Below are 21,148 nucleotides of genomic sequence, written 5' to 3'. Positions count from 1 at the left end.
AGATCACCTCACGCGTAGCGAAGAACGGCGCGAACGCCCCTCACGAGTTGCTCGAAACTCAACTCTGCCTGCTCCAGTTGTTTCCGTCCGGGAGATGTCAGCTCGTAATACTTCGCTTTTCGATTTGTCTCGGTCAGAGCCCACTCCGAGCGGATCCATCCAGCCTGCTCCATGCGATGGAGCGCCGGATACAACGAGCCTTCCTCAACGCGCAGCAGGTCATCGGAGGCGCGCTGCACATGAAGCACGATTCCATAGCCGTGCAAAGATCCCGCCTGCGCGAGCGTCTTCAAAACGAGCAGATCCAGCGCACCCTGCAAATCATTCTTTGCCATGTTTGATATCCCCTAGCTGTCTTTGTATGGATGAGAGTACCCATAGATGTATAGGGGTGTCAATGCAAGAATTCTCGCACTGGATAAGCTAGCCAGAGACGCGAGACGGGATTCTGCGTTTCTTACGCGGCGGGTTTGACCGTAGAAGCAGCGTCAGAGGAGGCGCGCTTATCTCCCGGCGTCGGATTTGCCGGAGCCTGACCGGGTTGGGCGGGCTGAGTGCTGCCGGGAGCGGCGGGAGCGTACTTGGAGGCGCACTTGGCCTGCAACTGCGTTGCGTGGAAGATGCCGTCCTGGCCGAATGTGCCGATAGCCAGAGCCTGGGCGTCGCCTTTGAAGGTATCCGGCGGCGGCTCGGAACCCTGATAGTTGACCATGATCGAGCGCGGATTGGCGGTCGCCTTGGGGTTGTGGCTCTCGAACTCGGTCAGGACAAACGTGACATGCGTGCCGCTCTGCTGGATGCTCTCCGGTTTGACGAAGCCCTCGACGCGCAGATGGCTCTGGTAAGCCTTGTTGCCCATGCCCTGCATCTCAGCAACGGTCACATAGTAACTCTTGTTGGCTGCGGCGCCCGTGTACGCGAGGTAGCCGATGGTGCCCAGGATGATGACGGAAGCGACGGTGATGCGGATCTGCTGTTTCGAGAGTTTCATTGCAACCCCAAATTCCGGGCATCCCGAACTGCCTGAAGACCATTAGGACACCACTCTTTACTCTACGAGCCAGCGTGGGCGGGGTCAACTCGGGATGGAGACAGGATGATTGGGGAGATTCAAGAGGAGGTAGAAAAAGATCTGGCTGCAAACAGAGTGCTACATTTCTGCGTGCAGCCAGGGGGAGGGAAGTTGAATTACTACATCTGCGGACGTCTTCAGGAAGAACCGGGGGAGGGAACTACCTGAACCGCCTTGTTGAGGCCCTTCCGCATATATCGGCCGCGGAAGGGACAAAAATGTTACTGGTCTTCGCTTTGTGAAAATTTGGGGGAGGATGTGACGATGGCAGGGGAGGCAACCATCGCGACGAAGACCAGAGCAATCAGAAAGTCATGCATGAAAAGCCTTTTCTCCATCTCCAATGCACACACGAATTTCGGCGGATTCGTTGGTAACCTACCAAAGCGCTTGTGGAGATCTTTAGTAATGTTACTGTGCATCTTTTTTGAGAAAGAGTCCAGTAAAAATTTGGGTTTTCAAAAACTTTCGTGTAATCGGATTTATGCGAAAGTTGTAGATGCGGGTGGGGGATTCGTGCTATCCGCAGAAAAAGCCCCAAGTCATTGAGACCTGGGGCTTTTTTCTGCTCCCGTCCCCTATTGCGCGGATTCGAGAGTCTGCGCGGCGTGGTTCAGGGCCTGTGTCAGCACGGCTAGTTGCTGCGTTGCCACGGCCGCGTTCTTAGCGTCGAGTGCTTCGTTGACGCCGGGAATGACAACTGCGGCATAGCCCGTATATTCGCCTGGCGCGTAGATCGTGTGCTTATACCAGGGACGATTCGGCAGTCCGGCCTGGGAGATGAAGTCGCTCTCCGTTTCGCGCAAAGTGGCGTTGAGCCGAGAGAGATCGGATCCAGGAGCCAGTTGACGGCTTCGAACCGCTTCTGCCGCTTTACTGAATCGGGCAACGGCAGCCTCAGCGGATGCGAAGTCAATTCCCTTGGCCGTCGCCTTGTGCTTGGCGGTGTCGAGGTAAGAAGAGATCTCTTTGCCGTAGGTCACATAGTCGTAGGGCAGCACGTCCGTGTCGGCCATGTGCAGCGCTTCGAGGCCGAGAACGCGCGCCATCTCCTGCAGGTACACAAAGCTCGGATCGGCATTCTGCACGTACCATGCGTAGTTGTCGAAGACCGAGTGGTAAACGCCATAGCTGCCGTGGGAGCCGATGTCCGTCGAGGGGACGCCGACATGCTGCAAGAATGGCGTGAAATCCGAACCACTGCCAAGATCGCCTACGGTAACATCTTCCGACGGAGCATTCGCATGGGTGATGTGGCCGGTATTGGAGTCGCGCGCTTCACCCGCTGCAGCCAGCTTCCACTGTTCGTACACAGTGCCGCCCTTCGGACTCGGAACTTCTTTCGTTACCTCGCGGATGAACTGCTTCAGAGACGGTACGGCCTCCGCGCCGAATTCGCTCCCGGCCACGGCTACGTCGACGTTGAAGTATCCGACCGCATGCTCCAGTGTTTTTTCATATTGTTCGGTCCATTCCGTTGAACCGATCAGGCCTTCCTCTTCCGCATCCCAGCTCGCGACAACGATGGTACGCTTTGGCTTCCAGCCCGTCTTGAGCAAAGCTCCGAAGCCATGCACGGCCTCAAGCATGGCCGCCGTGCCGCTGTTCGGGTCGACAGCGCCATAGACCCATGCGTCGCGATGGTTGCCGATCACGACCCAATTGTCGGGGGCCTGCGTGCCTTTGATCTTTCCGATCACATCCCAGATGGTTCTCACCTGGTAATCCTGGTCTGAGATGAGATGAACGCTGGCTCCAGTTCCGCCGATGTGATAGCTGAAGGGCAACGCTCCTTGCCATCCTTTTGGAACGCTGGGACCTTTCAATGCCTGCAGGATGGGCGAGGCGTCGTGATAGCTGATCGGGATGGAGATGATACTCGGCTGATTGCCGGTCTTGAGTGGATCAAGGCGGGCCGAGTCAGGCAGATCAGGCGTCGAGGCCACGCCGGGAGTCTGCGGATCGCCGGGATATTTGAATAGATATTGCACCGAGCCGCGCTGGACGCCGGTCTCTGGACGCCATGGGCCATTGGGATAAGCATCGCCCTGGAAGTAACCATCGTCCTGCGGATCAGAGTAGATGAGCACGCCGATGGCGCCGCGCTGTTCCGCGATATAGACCTTGACGCCACGGAAGTTGGCGCCATAGCGAACCAGCACGATCTTGCCGTGCAAATCGATGTGCTGCGCAGCGAGCTCGTCGAAGTCCTCAAGCCGGCCGTAGTTGGCGTAGACTACTTCGCCTGTCACATCGCCCGATCCCGAAGAGCCGTTGAAGGGCATCACCACGCGGGGATCATCCTGAAACGGATCGCTGCTGACATGCTCGCGCGTGGGGCCGGTTGAAATCACCGCTCCCGAGTCATCGCGCGCTTCAAAGCTCACCTTGCGCGGCTGGTTGAGCAGGACGCGATACGGGACGATCTCGGTATCGAGGCCCGCGGCTTTGAACTTCTGGGCCACGTATTCCGCGGTCTCGTGATCCTCTTTGGAACTGGCGAGGTGTGGCTTCGCCGTAAGCGTTTTGAGCTCCTGCCCGGCAAGCTTCGCGTCGGGAACTGCGAGGAATTCAGAATCGATCCTGGACTGCTGGGTGAAGTCGATATATCCAAAGACAGATGGAGACTGGGCGAGAGCCGGAACCAAGGCGGCAGATGCCAGCAGCAGGGCGGCTCCAACGGTGCGTTGCAGAGTCATAGACGGGAATCCTCGGTAACAGTAGTTCGTAATAGCGCTAAGAGCATCAGCTTACACTAGGGTCTGCCGCAATCTCTGCGTGGAGGGCATTTCTGACCGAATTCAAGGGACAAAGGCCGCCGATTCGGCTGCAGTAGTGATGGAGCCGCTCGGCCAATCCCTGGGCAGATCCACCGGAACTGCTGATGTTGCAGAAATGCAGCAGTCGTCTAGGAGCCGCCCTCAGGTGGAAGTGCTCCTCTTGATGATCGCGGTATTGGGCGCAGTGGTGGCTGCCTGGAAAGTGTTGAATGGCTCGCTGCGCCATCGTGGGCGAATTATCGCGTTTTACGGCGCATGCAGTAATGGCCGTCGTGGTGGTCTTCTGCTATTTGCAGAGCTTTCTGCTGTCTGAATGTTGCATGCTACTGGAAGGCTTCGGAATGACTCTAATCTATCTCGGCAATCAATTTGTCGATGCAGCAATGTTCTTCCGACGCGATGCGCGGCCGTGTGCGAGCTTCTACGCGACCTGCTTTCTGGGGCTGCCGCCACTCGGCGCATTGATGACAGGGGAGTTATCGCGACATATTCCCACCAGTCATGCTCTGGCAATCATGCCCTGGAGTTCCTCGTCGGCCTTTCTGTTCTCAACACCGGCGCGGCATCTGGACTAATTCAAAACATCCACGGCTGTCTTGCGACCTTTTGGTGGTATTGACACACCAAACGTGGGATTGCTACATTTTCGCGGTTGCCAACACTATCTAGATGAGGGTTTCCAAAGGAGATTAGAGGCATGGGCAAGTGGGGGGGGCTGGCTCTCGGGAAGAGTGTGAATCATCCGTCGGTATTTGAGAGGTTCACCAATCCGTCTCGTAGGGCGGTCGACTTTGCGTGGAAAGAAACCATGCGTCGGGGCGGATTGGAGATTTCGGTAGCTGATCTTCTCGTTGGCCTGAGCATCGATGAAGATTCCAGGGCAGAGCGTGTCGGCTCGCTTAAAGCGAATGCCCTCTATCTCCGCTGGCTGGTTGGCTTGCCCGCATTGCCGGCCATGGAAGTGCGTCCGATCGCGGACCTCCAAACGAAGGCGATCGACGAATCTCTCGAATTGGATGCGGAAGCCAAGCGCGCCCTGTCATATGCGGTGGTGGAGGCAGATCGCGACCGCAATTACTGGATCGATTCAGACCATCTGCTGCGGGGGATTCTCCGGTTTCCAAATAAGGCGCACTTTGCGTTGTTGAAAGTCGAGGTCAATCTTGACTTTGCGCGCATCGCTTCGAGGGAAGACCGCTGGAAGTTTGAGCCGGCCGAAAATCCAAGCAGCAAGGTGGTTAAGTATCTGATCCGCAAGTATACGTTGCTGATTGTTCCGCCCGCTCTTAGCCTTGCCTGCTACCTCTACATCCTGTTCCAGGGGATCGGGACGACCTTATCTCCGATTACTCGCTGACGGAATCGCCGTCGCGGCATGGATTGCGTCTTTCTTAGTGTTTCGGCTCGGTCGCAACATCCTTGAGATAGTTCGCACTCAGGGTACCTTTCTGCTGTGCAATGGGTAGCAGTGTCGGATAGAACTGGACAAAGGTAGTATCCACGGCAGCATGATCGGTATGACACGAGTAACATGTCGCAGTCGACGGAATCAGCGTCGCCTTGCTCTCATTGGCAACGTCAAAGAAGGCCCACTTTCCGGGGAAACGGCTTTCGTCCTTGACGTGTAACTCCAGTCCCATGACGGCGCCACTCTGAAAATGACCAGCCTTGTTGATGGAGCCCTTGCTTTCGGCCCCACGGGATTCGAGCACCAGGACTGTCTTGTCAGGCCAGGTTCCGGTAGCGACAAACGCTTGATAGGCCTCGGGGTTGACGAAGACGTTGTCGAACTTCGACATATCGCTGTTCGTCTTAGGGAAGTAGTTCATATCGAGACCGCTGGTCAGGTACACCCATTCTCGATACTGAAGCGGCGGCACGAGATCGCCATCCTTTGTATAAGTGGGTGAGTAAGCAGGAGTGCTTCCGGCGTGTGCTGCGGCTGAGACGGTCACTGGCGCCTTCGCCAATCCGACAATCATCAGCACTGTCAGGCAGATAGCGGAAAGAAGAGTGAAGGTGAGAGCCTGTCGAGACACCAAAGAGCCTCCGTTCCAGCAGATACGTTCGTAACACCACCCCTGTTCCACATACAGGGCTGGAAATCAGGCGACGAGTTGCGTGCAGTGGCTGCAGCGCTTCGCGGCCAGCGGAATCTCGCTGAGGCACTCCGGGCAAACCTTGGTGGTGGGTTCCGGGGGCGGCGGAGGAGGCTTGAGTGCTTTCGCTCGATCCGAGATTTTGTTGATGGGTAGCACGACGAAGAAGTAAACCACGGCGGCAACGGTCACAAACGAGATCAGAGCATTCAGGAAGTTACCGTAAGCGATGTGACCGCCGTGAATATCGAGAGCCAGGGCACTGAAGTCCGGCTTGCCGACGATGGCTGCGATAAATCCGCCCAGAATGTCCTTCACCATCGAACCGACGATAGCGTTGAAAGCTGCGCCGATGATGACGGCAACCGCAAGGTCGACGACGTTGCCCCGAAAAACAAAGTCACGAAATCCTTTGAGCATCTGATCTATCTCCTCTCAACCCTAGAATCCTGACTCGCCCATCTTACACGCCGGTATGGCGCTACGGACGCTAAGTTTTGTCATGATCGACATTGAGTCAAGACCGAAGTTATAGAAGAACGCCGGAGAAGGGCGCGATCAGCAGAAACGAGATCATTAGCAGGATCATGAGATCGACGTAGATCAACAGAATCACGCCGCCATGGTAAAAGCTCCATCGCTTTTGCAGGCAGCGTGTTGTATCCCATGTGGCGGCGCAGGTGATTAGGAAGGGCGCGATCAGCCACAGGCAAATATGCACTTCAGGAAAGCCGGAGAGCCGGAAACTCACCCAAAGCGAAACGAGAGCCAAAACGGTGCCTCGAATGAGAGACTTCTTGCGCAACTGGAGGATGGGGAGGCGGCGAAGCACAGAACTCTACTCTACGGCACGGCGGTCACGCTGCGGAATCCAATTAGGGCGCGAGATCCGGTAAACGCAGGCAAATCGCCAGATCGTCAATCACGCAAAAAGGAAGGGCGAGTCTTAGTGGACGAGTCCGCTCTTTCCGCGCAAAGGGCCAGTCTAAAGTCACCCGACGCTGTCGCCGATGTAGGAAATCAGTGACCATAGAAGCTGCTGGCAGGCAGGCTTACGTGGACTGATTCTAAAGACCCAAGGGTGCATCGTTGCCAATGAATAGCCAGCGCTGCCATAACCAGCGCATTGGGGCCGCAGTGTTTTGTTTGGGCCGCGCGCTCATACTCGTTGCCATAGCCCTCTCGTCAGCAACCGTCAAGGCGCAAGTGACGTTCAGCGGAACCCAGATTGCTCTCGATGCTGGCGTGCTGGCCACGCCTACCGGAGTGGCCTCAGATGGTTCGGGGAATATTTTCATCGCCGATCGAGCCAACAATCGCGTGGTTGAACTATCGCCCTCGGGCAGCAATTTCGGCGCGCCGGTGACTATCCTAAGTGGACTTTCCGGCCCGGCGGGAGTAGCGGCGGATTGGACTGGCAATGTGTACGTTGCGGATACCGGTAACGGCCGCATCTTGATGCTGCCTCTTACAGGCTCCGGATTTGGTTCGTCTGTCACCCTCGCCACCGGATTGAGCACTCCGAGCGGAGTGGCGATTGATTCAGGTAGCAATCTCTATATCGCAGTTTCCGGAAGCAACTGCGTCATCGAGATTCCGTCCACAGCCGGCGCATATGGTGCGCCCTTTGTGGTCGCTTCCGGATTCAGCAATCCATTGGGCGTAGCAGTGGATGCTGCCAGGACTCTCTATGTTGCAGACACTGGCAACAAGCGCATAGCCAAGGAACCGTTGTTGGCGGGAGGTTACACGACGCCGACGTATATGGGAGGGGCGGGGATATCGCCTGTCGCCGTATACGTGGACAAGAGCTACGACGTTTTCTTTGTCGATAGTGTGAGCGAAAGATTGATCGAAGTGCCTTGGGAAGCGGGCGCCAATCGCTATAACGGGGAGGTCGTTCTAGGCAGCGGCTTTGTCTCGCCGGCTGGAGTGGTCACGGACCCCAGCGGAAATGTTTATGTTGCAGACTCGGCAAACGACCAGGTAGTGAAACTCGTTGCAGCCAGCGTGCCCTTTGGCTCTGCCGGCGTCGGGTCCAGTGCGTCGCCGCTGATTTACAACTTCAGCATTTCCGCGGGTACTACGCTCGGCGCTATCGGCATCGTCTCGCAAGGGTTTAGCGGCAAGGATTTTGTCGACGCCGGTCAAAGCACATGCGTGGTGAAGACTTACTCCTCGGCAACGGTCTGCGGCGTTAGCGTGCTCTTCAGGCCTCTCGGATCGGGTGCTCGTATGGGGGCTGTTGTGTTGTCAGATGCTTCCGGAAAGCCCCTGGCATCGACCTTTACTTCCGGCGCAGGCGACGAACCACAGATCGCATTTATCCCCGGGACAACCATGACTCTCGGTTCGCAACTTAGCGGGCCAGAGGGCGTCGCAGTAGATGGCAACGGGGACATCTTCATCGCCGACACTGGAAACAACCGCATCGTGGAAATTCCATGGACAGGAAGTGAGTACGGGCAGCAGACCACCGTCGCCGTTGCCGGATTGAGCAGTCCAATGGGATTGGCTGTGGATGGCGCGGGGAATCTGTATATCGCCTCAAATGGAAACGCCGAGGTAGTGCGGCTCGCCTGGACCGGGGCCAGCTTCGGATTGCAGTCAAAGGTGGGAACAGGACTGAACACGCCCGCGGCAGTTGCGGCAGATGCCGTAGGCAACCTCTATTTCACAGACACCCTCAATGAACGAGTCAATAAGGTGCCGTGGACGGGAACTGGTTTTGCCGCGGAGATATCCCTGGGCAATACCCATTGGAGTCCTACGGGCATTCCCGTCAGTGGGAACGGGAACGTATTCTTTTCCGACCCTTACCAGTACAGCGTCTCAGAAGTGGCGTGGACGGGGAGCGCCTATCTTGGTCAGGGCAATGTGCCGGGCTTGACAGCCACCTTTGCCCCAGCGCTTGCCGTCGATGGGAACTCGAATCTATATATGCTTGACGCCGTGCGCAATCAAGTCGTGATGCTTCCGTGGCTAGGGACGGGTTTCGGACCGCAGGTCACAGTGGCGACCGGCTTCAACGCTCCATACGGTCTCGCTGCGGACAGTAACGGAAACCTATATGTAGCAGATACCGGCAACAATCGGGTTGTGAAGATCGAACTATCTGCTCCGGCCGTGCAAAACTTCGACAATACTTTTCTTGGAACAACTAGCCAGGACACCGCACATCTGGTTCGCATAGAGAATGTCGGGAATCAGCCCCTGGTTCTTGATTCCCTCACATTTCCAGTGGATTTTCCAGAAAGCGCGGCCACAGCCAACTCATGTTTCAGCAACGCTTCGCTGGGGCCAGGCCTGGCGTGTGAGGTGGCCATCGATTTCACGCCACAGTCAGTTGGTTCGCCGCTCAACGAATCGGTGGATATCGCAGACAATTCCCTCGGAGCGACGAGCGCGCAACACACCTTGTCGCTCTCCGGATCGAGCCTCGCCAGGACCGCCCAGACCATAACGCTGCCATCGGTTCCCAGTGTGGTTTATGGCGTGGCGCCGCTCGTTGTGGCCGCTACCTCATCTTCCGGATTGCCTGTAACACTGTCCGTTATCAGCGGGCCGGGGACGATAAGTCATGGAGACGAGTTGAGCGTGACGGGCGCAGGCACAATCGTGCTACAGGCAAGCCAGGCTGGAAACACAGCATTCTCACCCGCGCCAAATGTGCAGATGAGCATCCAGGTCACGCCCGCAGTCCTGACGATATCACCAGTCAACGTGACCTGTGCCTATCGATCGATCCCAACGTCTTTTCACTACACAGTCGTAGGGTACGTCCGGGGGGACACGCTATCTTCCGCAGTAACAGGGCAGGCGATTGTGAGCAGTACCGCGACCAGCACCTCTGACGCCGGAACTTATCCGCTCACGATAGCGCAGGGGACCCTTGCATCATCGAACTACACCTTTGTCTTCCTTCCCGGCACACTCACCGTGAACAAGATTTCGGTTCAAGTGCAGGCGGTATCCTTCTCGCGCACATATGGCGGTCCGATGCCGGCGCTGACATGGAAGATGAGCGGCTTTTTGAGCGGGGACAGCCAGAGCGTTGTCACCGGTACTCCTATGCTGACGACAATTGCAAACTCCGGCTCGTCCGTGGGGATGTACTCAATTTCTGTTTCAGTAGCAACTCTGAGTGCGGCGAACTATGCCTTCACCGCGATCAATGGGTCCATTACCGTGAATCCCGCCATCCTTACGGTGACACCATCGAAAGTATCTGCAACCTACGGAACTTCTATTCCTCTCTTGAGCTACACCATTTCAGGAGTCATGAATGGCGACACGCTATCTAGCGCAGTAAGTGGACAGCCCATGTTGGCCACGACCGCGAATAGCCAGTCGGCAGCGGGGAGTTACTCGATTCAAGCCTCTCTGGGAACATTGGCCGCCGAGAATTATCGATTCGCGTTTGCAGCCGGTGTGCTCACGATCAACAAAGCGACCATCGTTGTGACGGCGGGCAACGTCTCTTCAACCTATGGATCGAACATATCGGCGCTACCGTACAGCATGATTGGTTTCTTGAACGGAGACGCTGCAGCGACTGCGATTCAAGGGACGCCCAGCATGAGCGTGGCGGCCAACGCGAAATCCGCTCCCGGGAGCTACATCATCGTCCCCTCCCTTGGGTCGCTCAATTCGAAGAACTATGCGTTCGATTTTGTGAACGGTCTGCTGACAATTGGCAAAGCCGCACTAACGGTCACTCCGACGGCGCTCTCGATGACCTATGGAGGGAAACTTCCTACCCTCGCTTACACTTACAGCGGATTTATGAATGGCGATAGTAACGCCGCACTGACGGGAGCGCTGAAGATTGCGACAACTGCAACATCCGCTTCCTCGGTTGGCAAGTATCCGATCAACGTTTCCGTGGGCACGTTGGCTTCGAAGAATTACAGCTTTCTGTTTGCGGCGGGAATTCTAACAGTGAACAAAGCGCCGTTGATCGTGAAGGCGAACGCTCTCAGCGCGCGGATTGCATCCCCGCTGCCGCAGTTGACTTACACCGTAAGTGGATTAGTCAACGGAGATACGCTCGCCTCGGCAACGACCGGCGTCCCTGCTCTGACCACCACGGCGGATACAACGAAATCAGGCACCTACGCGATTGCGATAACTGCTGGAACCCTGACTGCCAGCAATTACCAGCTTTCCTTTGAGAACGGGACACTTACGGTAAATCCGCCACAGGCTCTTTATCGCGTCGCCATTTCCATAGTTTCGAGCGATTCCGAATATGGAGCGCGCAGCACGCCTCGCTCCGTGATGATGGCCGTCACATACTTCGCTGGAGTAACATCGAAGGCCGGGTTGCAGATGCCCACGCCATGCGGCGTGAGCTGCTTGCCGCCGTGGTGGGTAACCTCCACCGCATTGCGCTCTTCGATCGGAATGGCGTCACCAGTTGCGGTCGCACGGTCAATCGTGGACCATGGCGCAGCCACATAGAACGGAATTCCATGCTCCTTAGCCAGGATGGCGACCGAGTAAGTGCCGATCTTGTTGGCCACATCACCATTGGCCGCGATGCGATCCGCTCCCACAACAACAGCCTGAATGCGGCCCTGGCGCATCATGCTCGCCGCCATGTTATCGCATAGGACCGTAGTTGGAATCCCGTCCGCCATCAGCTCCCAGGCGGTAAGTCGCGCGCCTTGCAGAAACGGCCGCGTTTCGTCGGCGTACACGTGAATCTGCTTGCCGCGCTCGACAGCTCCGCGAATCACTCCCAGCGCCGTTCCGTAGCCGCAGGTGGCCAGTGCGCCCGCGTTGCAATGCGTAAGGACTCCGCCCTCATCCGGCATCAGCTCCGCGCCATATGCCCCCATAGCCTTGCAGGCGGCGATGTCTTCGTCGTACATGGCGAGCGCATCGGCCAGTAACGCTTGCTGCACTTCGGCAAGGCTCGTCCCCTGCGTGCGTAACTCTGCGAAAAGCGCCTTCATCCGGTCGATCGCCCAGAAGAGATTGACCGCCGTGGGACGAGTTCCCGCAAGCAGGGAGCAGATCTGTTCGAACTCGGGAACAAACTCTTCGGTCGTCGCAGCTTTGGTCTGCTTCGCGCCAAGGGCGATGCCCATGGCTGCGGAGACGCCGATGGCAGGCGCTCCACGCACCACCATGGTGACGATGATGTCCGCCACCTGCTGGTAGCTGGTCGCCAGCACGTAGGTTTCTTCCAGTGGGAGCTTGGTCTGGTCAATAAACCGGACGCCTTCGGAGGTCCATTCGAGAGTAAGAATCATGCTCTTTCAGTTTAACTGTTTTCTCCGCGCCCGTTTTTACAGCAGCTTCGGATTGACCGTTTTCGGTGCTTGCCTTACGCCCGCGCACTTCACAGATACCGGAAACCAGCCAAAATTCTCGCATTGCGACGTCCGGAATGAAAATGTTTTCATTTTGCACTGGACGAGTGGCCAGCCATCTCAGTAGAGTGAACATCGGCGCTTTGTTCTCTGGCGCATGGAGTTGCCTCTTTTGACCCATACCAACCTTACCTATGTCGACTGGCTGATCATGCTGCTGTACTTCGTCTTTGTGCTGGGCATCGGCTTTGCCCTCAAGCGCTTCATGAAGACCAGCAAGGACTTTTTTCAGGCGGGGCGCGCGCTTCCGGCCTGGATCTGCGGCCTGGCGTTTATCAGCGCCAACCTCGGCGCGCAGGAAGTCATCGGCATGGGCGCCTCCGGTGCCAAGTACGGCATCGCGACCAGCCATTTCTACTGGATTGGCGCGATTCCGGCGATGATCTTTGTCGGCATCTTCATGATGCCCTTCTATTACGGGTCAAAGGCTCGCTCGGTGCCGGAGTTTCTGCGGCTGCGTTTCGACGAAAAGACGCGGGCGCTGAATGCCTGCTCTTTTGCTGTGATGACAGTCTTCTCGTCCGGCATCTCGATGTACGCGATGGCTCGCCTCATCCAGACCCTGCATGTCTTCGACTACATCTTCCTCTCAGCCGGGCTGCCCCTGGGCTGGATCTTTCACTTTTCGATCCTTCTCTCGGCCATCATCGTGCTCGGCTATATCTTTCTTGGTGGCCTCACCAGCGCCATCTACAACGAGGTTCTGCAATTCTTCCTCATTATCGCCGGCTTCTTGCCGCTGGTACTGATCGGCTTGAAAAGCGTCGGCGGATGGGAAGGTCTTAAAGCGAAGATGCCCAACCCGCATTATCTTCACTCATGGCAGGGCATGGCGCACGCCAATACAAATCCGCTGGGCGTTGAATGGTTTGGCCTGGCAATGGGTCTTGGCTTCGTGCTGTCCTTCGGCTACTGGTGCACGGACTTTCTGGTAATCCAGACAGCCATGGCCACCGACACGCAGGAGAATGCGCGCCGCGTTCCATTGATTGCCGCCATCCCGAAGATGTTCTTCCCGTTCCTGGTGATCCTGCCCGGCCTGTTGGCCATCGGCGCGACCACTCCGCATATCACCACCACCGAGAGGACCGTAAACGGCGCGATCATCCGCGAAACCAACATTCCGACCGAGGTCGAGAGGATGGGCCAGGGCCTGGTGCCCGCGAAAGCTGATCCCATCACCGGCAAGATCGTGTTCGACGCCAGCGGCAAGCCGCTCCTGGATTACGATCTCGCCATCCCGTCCATGCTCCTGCACTACTTTCCGACTGGAATCCTCGGTCTCGGGCTGACCGCGCTGCTGGCCAGCTTCATGAGCGGCATGGCCGGCAATGTCACCGCCTTTAACACTGTCTGGACGTACGATCTCTACCAGTCCTACATCCACAAAGGAGCCAGCGACAAGCACTACCTGGCCATGGGTCGCTGGGCTACCGTCGGAGGCATTTTGCTCTCGATGGCGACGGCCTACGCCGCGACCGGCTTCAACAACATCATGGACACGCTGCAACTGGTCTTTTCCTTCGTGAACGCCCCACTGTTTGCGACCTTCCTGCTCGGCATGTTCTGGAAGCGCGCCACCGGCAATGGCGCCTTCATCGGCCTGATCTCTGGAACCTTCGCTGCCATCATGCATCACGGCCTGACACTGCCGATCGAGGCGCATCCGGGGCTGCACGGCGGATGGATCGCAGTGCTTCACCATTACCCGAGCGATATGGCCCAGAATTTCTGGACCGCCATCTGGGCTTTTTCGACGAATTTCCTCGTAACCATCGCGGTCAGCCTCTTTGGAACCCCAAAGCCCGAGTCGGAACTTGTCGGACTGGTGCATTCGTTGACGCCAAAGCCGGAGCTCGGGCATCTCACATGGTGGCGGCGGCCTGAGACGCTCGCAGTGGTGCTGCTTGTTATGGTCGTCACCCTGAATCTGATCTTCCGGTAGGAATTCGCTGACGGCTGTTCCCAGATGATTCGCAGTAGAGGAGAATCCAATGAATCTCGACTTACGCATACCGATGGGCCTGATGTTTACCCTTGTGGGGCTGATTCTTACCGTCTTCGGCGCGGCGACCACCGGCAGCGACATCTACGCCAGGTCTCTCGGCATCAACGCCAATCTCGACTGGGGGCTGGTGCTGCTGGTCTTTGGCGGAACGATGTATATTCTGGGCCGTCGAGGACAGAGGAGGGCGCTTGCCGCTCCCCAGAAACCCGCCCCTGAGGGAACAGTTCGCCGCGGCCACTAGTCTCCATTTCGGAACGAGCACGCCGCAACTTGTGCCGTCCTTCACAGACGGATGGCAACCGGCGGGTTTAATATCTCTTCACTAGGTCTTCTGCCGCTCCGCAGTGCAGGCACCTGACTGATGAGTACGCACGAAGATCGACCCCAACACAGAATCGGGGAGGGATCGATGGAAGTCGAATTCACAGCAAGACAGGTCAAGATTTCCAAGGTTTTGAAGACTGGCGCGGAAGAGGGAATTGAACGAATTGCCTTGGTTTTGGGCAGAATTACCTCCGCCGCGCTAACGTTTCGGGCAGAGCGGCACTTGCAGATCGTCGAAATCGCGCTGCAAAGCCGCCATCACAGCATCGTGTCAAAAGGCGAATCCGCGAGCCAGGAGTCGGCCCTGCGCGAAGCACTGGCGCATGCCGAGTTGCAGGCGCAGCGTTTTCGCGACCGGGTGAGGACGCGTAAGCGGCTCCCCAAAGTCGCTCCTACCGCCGAGGCGCGGGCTCCACGCAAAACGGCCCGGGCGCGACTGGAAGCGGTAGCCGCCGAACCCGAGCCGGAGCAAAACGGACATCGCCCGGCAATCGCCCGTCCGCCGGGAAAACAAACCAAGGCCGCAATCACCGTACATTCCTTTCCGGGCAAGCCTGCCGTCGTCGAGCCGCATATACTCAGCGCTCATGAGGCTCTCGCGATCCGCCCCATGACCATAGAAGAGGCGGTCAAAGAGGCTGAATTTCGCGACCGCGACCTCCTCGTTTTTCGCAATATGTCGGGAGAGCTGTTTGTTCTCCATCGCCGCCGGGACGGGAAGATGGAACTGGTAGAAGTACCGTAGGCCAATCTCCACGGGCTTATATCTACCCGTGGGGATTCCCAATCACGAACCGTACGAAAGTGGGATCGAATCCTGAATGGAATCCTGGATCGAATCATGGGAGGGATTCGGTTAGCATGGGGCTATGCCCCGAATCTCCAAATCCAATGGCAAATCCAGCCCAGCGTCCAACGGCAAATCAGCCCGCAAGCAGAAATCTAGACCGAAGATGACGCGAGTCGCAATCGAAGCGGATCAGCCAGAGCCTGGAGAACACGATAAAGCAGCGAAAGAACTGGTGATCGTAACCGGAACCTCGGGTTCGGGGAAGGCTTCGGCGCTGAAGGCCTTCGAGGATCTGGGCTTTTACGCCGTCGACAATCTTCCTCTTGAGCTGCTCCCGGACTTTGCCGATCTTGTCGTGGCCTCGCCCGAAATGGAACGCGCCGTGATTGTGGTGGACGTCCGCGAAGGCCCAACGCTCGACCGGCTGCCGTCGATTCTCCAAAAGGTCAAGAAGACGCTGCATACCAGTGTCGTCTTTCTGGATGCAACCGACGCAGTGCTCGTGCGGCGCTACTCCGAGACGCGCAGGCCGCATCCGCTCAGCCGCTCCGAAATGGTGGCGCGCTCTATCACCTCCGAACGCCAGATGCTTGACGCCGTCCGCAATGTGGCCGATTTCATCCTCGACACCTCCGGCTTCAACGTCCACGAGTTGCGGGCCTATGTTCAGGCCAAGTTCGGCCCCCAGAATGGCGACTCGACGCAGATCGGTCAATTGCTGGTGTCCTGCCTCAGCTTTGGCTTCAAGAACGGAGTTCCGCTTGACGCCGATCTGGTCTTCGATGTGCGCTTCCTGCCCAATCCCCACTTCGTGCCCGAGTTCCGCAAACTCACCGGCCGCCATCCCAAAGTAGCCAAGTACGTGCGCGATTTTCCCCAGACCACGGAATTTCTGAACAAAGTAACGGAATTGATGCTCTTTCTGCTGCCGTATTACGAGAAAGAGGGCAAAAGCTACCTGACGATAGCCTTCGGCTGCACCGGCGGGCAGCACCGTTCCGTGATGATGGCCGAAGAGATGGCCAAACGCCTCGGCAAAGCCGGCTTCCGCGTAAAAGCCGTCCATCGCGACATGCCGCGGTAAAGCAGGCAACAAGGAACCACGTAAATAGAAGTTGTTTGGGATCAGATCTTTGGGCGTTTCTTTGAGACTGACCGGTAGGACTGGATCGACTCCGCAATCTGCGCAAAGATCTGCTTCGCGTCTAGGTCAGGATTGGCAGACGAGATGCAAGGATTATCAGGAGAGCCCGAAGTCGAGAAGAAATATGCCGGAGAGGACGCAATGGCGCGCATCGTTTGGCATGGAGAATAGCCTTTGGTTTCGCCGGAAACATCGAAAGGACATCCGGTGGGCTCAGCGTCTCTAGCGACCGAATACACTCTGGTTCCCGCAGCGGCGGCGGCTCTACCTGCTGTGATTGCCTGACCGCACTCGTTGAACCAGGAGGGGTAGGCTCCCGAACCAGTCGCATCCGACTGCATCTGCTTTTGGCTGGAATTTGCGTCTCCATCACTGATGAGAATGAGTACATTTTGCGAACCAGGCCGCGCTGCTCTCTCAGCTACCAGCGATGCCTGAGCGGCATAGATCGCGCCTGCAAGGTAAGTTGACTCGCCGCCGGGAGCCCGCAACCCGTAGCATCCTTCCTTTCCGCCTAGAGCTCTCACAAGAGCGGAATCCGGGTTCAGCGTCTTGTCCGAATCGGAAGTCCGGTAGTCGTTTGAATATGGGACGATTTGATAGGTCGCCTGGAAGGTCATACTGGCTTGCTGACTTCCCGGATTCCTTCTGGTCGGGTAGGTCACTGTCATCGGCGAATAGCTCGTTGCTGTCGGAGCAGGGAAGGTGTAAGGCAAAGTCCTGGAAGCTCTCTTCCCACAGTCGTATTCGTTCCCTATGGTCTCCATGTCTATGTTTGGAAACGTGAAGAGGCTGATTTCGTCGATGGCATCCGTCGAACTGCCATCTTTTGCTGTGCGGCAGGTTGATCCGCTTGACCGACATGGTGAAAGCTCGCCTAGCAGAGTCCGGACACTGGCCAATGTGCCAGGGAGGCTGGAGTTCCTTCCGTTCATCGATGCTGTCGAATCCACGATAATTGCCACATTATGCGTTGAATGACGCCTGCCGAAGAGACTAGCGAACGCTGTTGGGCCTCCGCCGCCAATAGATAGAGGCATTCGGTAGATCGACAGTCCCATGCTCGATGGGCAACATGGCCGCGATCATTGAAGTCTGGGTGTTGAAATTGCTGGAATCGGTACAACCGATGCACATCGCAAGCCCATACGACCCGAAGATCATAGTTATCACAAGCATCGGCCAGGGAAGCACCTGTCCGCGCTGCCTCCAGAGTTTACGGCTCATCAAGGACGCACTGCTGGCGCTAGTCCGGCTCATTTGTTATATCTCGAGTTTTAAGTTTGGTGAAACATCGCCTATTATGGCCGTTCGTAGTGCACAAAACAATGCAAAGTTGCAGAGAGCAAAGCCCCTCAACCAAAGCAAACTCTGCAGACGTTAGGATGAATCTGTGACTGCTCTTACACATCCGACGCCCGACCGCGACGCGCGCAATCGAAGAACCATCTCCGCAATCATCGCAGCCGTTGTCGTGGCAGCGGTATTGATTGTCTCGTTTCTTCCCGGCGCCGACAAGCGGGCTCTCCACTCCGAAGGCAGGCTGCATTCCCTGGGACATTTCGTTGCCTTCAGCGTTGTCGGGTATGTTGCCGGTAGAACATCTCACTCGCTCTGGGTGCGTGTCCTTGTCTTCTTCGGCGCATTGATCTTTGGATTCGGAATAGAGATTGGAGAACACCTCATCTTCCACAGCGGGTTGGAGTGGAAAGATGTGCTGGTAGATGCGGTGGGAGTCGTCTGCGGAACACTCTTTGCGATCGCAAGTACGCAGAAGCATTCCGAATGAAAAAAAGAAAATTGAGACGCGCTTCGCAACTCCCGCTCAGCCAAAAACACAAAAGGGGCGACCGGCAACCCGGCGCCCCTCGTGCTTGCTACTCAACTCTGGTTCGAATGCCCGCAGGCGGGCAACCGAATCCGTCCTACTCCCCTGTCGCTGAAAGCACTGTTTTGTGCTCGGAGTGCGGAGAAGTCTTATCCAGACGGTGAGTTGTCATGCGTCCGTACTGAACGGATTCCAGCGCGTAGCTCTTGTCCTGTCCGTCAAAGCGCAGCGTTATTTCGGAGCTCTTCCGTGAATCATCCCCGACCTGAAGAAGCCACTGGAAGCTGACCGGAGCATCCTTGCCCCTCAGCATCACGAAGTTGTGACCTGTGTCTTTCAGAACGATATACCGTCCCGCAGGGCAGGTCTTGCCGGCAGCGGTAAAGCTGAAGGGAACGGTAACGATAGCCTCTGCCATCGCCGAAGTGGTTGCCAAAGCTGCTGCTGCCGCCATCACTGCCGACGTCAGGATGATAGAACGAAGATTGAATCGCATGATCTGTGTCCTCCCTTTACGAAGATCACCTTAGCGATTCCAAAAATTAAAGTCGTCAAGTTCCCATCCAGAATTCGTCAAGCTTTTGTGGACGTTGTTTCCACAGCTTCCCGCGCCTGATTCATCGCCTCGCCCGCAATTGCAATCTCCGCACAAATCTCCAACGCAGCTGCTTCGCGCTCGCTCTCGCGCACGTTCTCCACCATCCGGAGCGCCCGTTCCAGCAACTCCACGGCTTCTGTATGGGCACGGCGCTCCAACGCATGTCCTGCTGCCATGCGCAATGCGCTCACTGCGTGCTGCCAGTCGCTCGCCGCTTCGTAATGCATCGCCATCTCGCGCGCCACCACGCCCACGCGGCCCGCGAAAAGCCCCCCAAGCCGCTCCGCGATCCGGACGTGCCTCCTGGCGCGCCGCGCTTCCGTTTGTTTGCGCCAAAGCACTTCGCGGTAGAGTCCGTGCGCAAAGGCATAAAACGTGGACCGTGATCCGTCCGGAAGCTCATCCGTGCCGGCCGGTTCGACAAAATACAACCTCCGCGCGAGTTCTTCGCATGCCTCTTCGGCTTCTGCCGGGTCCATCTCCAACGCGGCCGCCACGGCCCACGTGGGAAAGGCAACGTTCATCAGACTTCCCGCCTCGAGCATTCTCTGGTCCCTTACATCGAGGCCATCCAGCTCCATCTCGATCATCTGCGCCAGCCCGTCTGGCACCCCAGCTTCCATCTCTTCGACCGCGGCAGTCTGAACCCACCGGGCCAAACCTTGCTTTTCGCCCCGCGCCTCTTCGCGTTTCAGGAAGCCCTGCGCCATCAAATGCTCCACAATCGCAATCGCAAACAGCGGATTGCCTTCGGATCGTCGGTGTACAAAGCCTGCCAGCCCCGCCGGCAGCTCCTCCTGGCCCAACTCGCGGCTCAACAGCGCGCGCACCGCCGGCTTGCCGAGCGGCGCGAGCGCAATCTCGCTGCATAATCGCCGCAGCCGCAGGTCCTGCTTCAACCCTTTCAGCGAAGGCTCGGCAGCCACATCCTGCGTCCGGCATGTCGCCACGATCAGCAGCCTGGCCTGCGCCCTGCGCCGCGCCAGAGCCGAAATCAGATGCAACGTCGAGTCGTCGGCCCACTGCAAGTCCTCGAAGACCAGGATCAGCGGCTTCTCCGCTGCCAGTTCCTCAAGCGCTGCGCACAGGTCGCCCGGCATCCGTTCCCGCGCCGCCGGTTGCGCCGGGTCCAGGCACTCCCTCCCAATCGCAGCCAGCCAGACCGGCGCCATCTTCGCCAGAACGCGGCAAGCGTTGTCGCCTTCCCGCGAGGCGCACAACTGGCTCAGCGCCTCAGTTACCGGGTAATACTCTTCTTTCCTGCCAAACCCTTCCACACATTGCCCCCGAGCTGTGGCAATTGCCTGATCGCGTCCAGATTGATCGCGTCCAGTCTGCTCGCGGCTGGTTTGCTCACAAAAGGCATCCACTAACGCGGTTTTGCCGATCCCCGCTTCTCCGGTCACAAAGACCACCTGCCGATGCCCGCCTGCCGCCAACTCAAACTGAGTCTTCAGGCAAGCCATCTCCTCGTCTCGATTTACAATGCGGGTTCCCATTTCCGCCGGCGCAGCCGTCGCGACTGCCACGACTGTGATGGGGGCGGAATTGGATTTTGGCTGCGTATCTGGATGCGCCAACTCCATGACGGAAGCGACAAAACGGTAGCCGCGCTTGGGAAGCGTCTGAATATAACGAGGTTGCCCGGCATCGTCGCGCAGAACTTTACGCAGTTCCAGCATGTAAGTCCGCAGCACCTGGGGCTGCACATACGTTTCCGGCCAGAGAGCTTCCATCAGCTCATCGTGGGTAATCAGGCGCCCGGGATGTTCGACCAGATATCGCAGCACCGCAAAGGGCTTTGGCGGCAGCGCAATCTGCGCGCCGCTGCACACGAGGCATTCATTCAGCATGTCCAGCTCAAACTCCCCAAACTGCTTCATCCAGCCCTGCACCTCCGGCAAATTCCTCTTCCATCCTCCAGCAGGTCGCCTTCCAAAGGCCCAGCTGCGATCAAGTTATGGTCCGGGAGCGCATCTCCCATGAATTCAGTCGGATGGCATAGATATGGCGCAAATCTGGCATAGTTCGGGCGTGATCCACGAATCGGTCCAACACCTTCCGCTGTCCGCGAACGGACACTCGTGCCCACGAACGAACACGACAACGCGCCCGGTCCTTCGAC

18 protein-coding genes and 1 pseudogene are annotated in these 21,148 nt (G+C 57.5%); 8 read left to right on the top strand and 11 right to left on the bottom strand.

Translation table 11 applies throughout. The features are described from left to right. Positions 1-8: 8 nt before the first annotated feature. The 3 genes from OHL23_RS18755 to OHL23_RS18745 all read right to left on the bottom strand — a co-directional run bounded on the left by OHL23_RS18755 (position 9) and on the right by OHL23_RS18745 (position 3,771). Entirely contained in the window at positions 9-335 is a 327-nt protein-coding gene (locus OHL23_RS18755; protein ID WP_263353490.1) for a PadR family transcriptional regulator, read from the bottom strand. Between the two features lie 122 nt (positions 336-457). After that, complete coding sequence (locus tag OHL23_RS18750; protein WP_263353489.1) at positions 458-991, bottom strand: cytochrome c maturation protein CcmE; 534 nt, start codon at positions 989-991, stop codon at positions 458-460. Between the two features lie 659 nt (positions 992-1,650). Next, complete coding sequence (locus OHL23_RS18745) at positions 1,651-3,771, bottom strand: M28 family metallopeptidase (protein ID WP_263353488.1); 2,121 nt, start codon at positions 3,769-3,771, stop codon at positions 1,651-1,653. 290 nt (positions 3,772-4,061) lie between these two features. On the opposite strand from OHL23_RS18745, the gene OHL23_RS18740 reads away from it, so the two are divergent. Continuing rightward, positions 4,062-4,427 carry a hypothetical protein gene (locus OHL23_RS18740; protein WP_263353487.1) on the top strand — a complete coding sequence of 122 codons (366 nt, stop codon included), beginning with the start codon at positions 4,062-4,064 and terminating at the stop codon, positions 4,425-4,427. A 122-nt stretch (positions 4,428-4,549) separates the two neighbouring features. After that, positions 4,550-5,209 carry a hypothetical protein gene (locus tag OHL23_RS18735; RefSeq protein ID WP_263353486.1) on the top strand — a complete coding sequence of 220 codons (660 nt, stop codon included), beginning with the start codon at positions 4,550-4,552 and terminating at the stop codon, positions 5,207-5,209. Positions 5,210-5,243: 34 nt separating this feature from the next. Here OHL23_RS18735 and OHL23_RS18730 read toward each other — a convergent pair whose 3' ends face one another. The 3 genes from OHL23_RS18730 to OHL23_RS18720 form a co-directional block, all read right to left on the bottom strand. After that, the gene (locus OHL23_RS18730) at positions 5,244-5,891 is read right to left on the bottom strand and encodes a cytochrome P460 family protein (protein WP_263353485.1); all 648 of its coding nucleotides are present in this window, start codon (positions 5,889-5,891) and stop codon (positions 5,244-5,246) included. A gap of 66 nt (positions 5,892-5,957) precedes the next feature. Next, positions 5,958-6,371 carry a large conductance mechanosensitive channel protein MscL gene (gene mscL, locus OHL23_RS18725; RefSeq protein ID WP_263353484.1) on the bottom strand — a complete coding sequence of 138 codons (414 nt, stop codon included), beginning with the start codon at positions 6,369-6,371 and terminating at the stop codon, positions 5,958-5,960. Between the two features lie 109 nt (positions 6,372-6,480). After that, positions 6,481-6,783 carry a permease gene (locus OHL23_RS18720; RefSeq protein WP_263353483.1) on the bottom strand — a complete coding sequence of 101 codons (303 nt, stop codon included), beginning with the start codon at positions 6,781-6,783 and terminating at the stop codon, positions 6,481-6,483. A 263-nt stretch (positions 6,784-7,046) separates the two neighbouring features. Between OHL23_RS18720 and OHL23_RS18715 the strand changes: the two are divergent. Next, a pseudogene (locus OHL23_RS18715) lies at positions 7,047-11,129 on the top strand (MBG domain-containing protein); the annotation flags it as partial. Between the two features lie 32 nt (positions 11,130-11,161). On the opposite strand, the gene mtnA reads toward OHL23_RS18715, so the two are convergent. Further along, positions 11,162-12,211, bottom strand: a complete 1,050-nt coding sequence (gene mtnA / locus OHL23_RS18710) for an S-methyl-5-thioribose-1-phosphate isomerase (protein WP_263353482.1) — start codon at positions 12,209-12,211, stop codon at positions 11,162-11,164. A 271-nt stretch (positions 12,212-12,482) separates the two neighbouring features. On the opposite strand from mtnA, the gene OHL23_RS18705 reads away from it, so the two are divergent. The 4 genes from OHL23_RS18705 (at position 12,483) to rapZ (ending at position 16,537) form a co-directional block, all read left to right on the top strand. Next, entirely contained in the window at positions 12,483-14,276 is a 1,794-nt protein-coding gene (locus tag OHL23_RS18705; RefSeq protein ID WP_263354121.1) for a sodium:solute symporter family protein, read from the top strand. A gap of 49 nt (positions 14,277-14,325) precedes the next feature. Beyond that, positions 14,326-14,580, top strand: coding sequence for a hypothetical protein (locus tag OHL23_RS18700; protein WP_263353481.1), 255 nt, complete (start codon positions 14,326-14,328; stop codon positions 14,578-14,580). Positions 14,581-14,748: 168 nt separating this feature from the next. Beyond that, complete coding sequence (locus OHL23_RS18695; protein ID WP_263353480.1) at positions 14,749-15,408, top strand: ribosome hibernation promotion factor; 660 nt, start codon at positions 14,749-14,751, stop codon at positions 15,406-15,408. Between the two features lie 208 nt (positions 15,409-15,616). Continuing rightward, the gene (rapZ, locus tag OHL23_RS18690) at positions 15,617-16,537 is read left to right on the top strand and encodes an RNase adapter RapZ (protein WP_263353479.1); all 921 of its coding nucleotides are present in this window, start codon (positions 15,617-15,619) and stop codon (positions 16,535-16,537) included. A 41-nt stretch (positions 16,538-16,578) separates the two neighbouring features. Here the strand turns inward: rapZ and OHL23_RS18685 are convergent, their stop codons facing one another. Both OHL23_RS18685 and OHL23_RS18680 read right to left on the bottom strand, forming a co-directional pair. Continuing rightward, on the bottom strand, positions 16,579-17,268 hold the full coding sequence (locus OHL23_RS18685) for a hypothetical protein (RefSeq protein WP_263353478.1): 690 nt from the start codon (positions 17,266-17,268) through the stop codon (positions 16,579-16,581). Positions 17,269-17,593: 325 nt separating this feature from the next. Beyond that, entirely contained in the window at positions 17,594-17,857 is a 264-nt protein-coding gene (locus OHL23_RS18680; protein WP_263353477.1) for a hypothetical protein, read from the bottom strand. 133 nt (positions 17,858-17,990) lie between these two features. Here OHL23_RS18680 and OHL23_RS18675 point away from each other — a divergent pair, with 133 nt between their 5' ends. After that, positions 17,991-18,386 (top strand): hypothetical protein, encoded by a 396-nt coding sequence (locus OHL23_RS18675; protein WP_263353476.1) that lies wholly within the window; start codon positions 17,991-17,993, stop codon positions 18,384-18,386. Between the two features lie 136 nt (positions 18,387-18,522). On the opposite strand, the gene OHL23_RS18670 is transcribed toward OHL23_RS18675, so the two are convergent. Together OHL23_RS18670 and OHL23_RS18665 are read right to left on the bottom strand one after the other, a co-directional pair. Then, positions 18,523-18,921, bottom strand: coding sequence for a hypothetical protein (locus tag OHL23_RS18670; RefSeq protein WP_263353475.1), 399 nt, complete (start codon positions 18,919-18,921; stop codon positions 18,523-18,525). Between the two features lie 77 nt (positions 18,922-18,998). Next, entirely contained in the window at positions 18,999-20,906 is a 1,908-nt protein-coding gene (locus OHL23_RS18665) for an AAA family ATPase (protein WP_263353474.1), read from the bottom strand. Positions 20,907-21,148: the final 242 nt, after the last annotated feature.

This window comes from Acidicapsa acidisoli (genome assembly GCF_025685625.1).
GTDB classification, from domain to species: Bacteria; Acidobacteriota; Terriglobia; order Terriglobales; family Acidobacteriaceae; genus Acidicapsa; species Acidicapsa acidisoli.
Note: the sequence above shows the minus strand (reverse complement) of the source record. Positions and strands in the feature narration are given on the sequence as shown.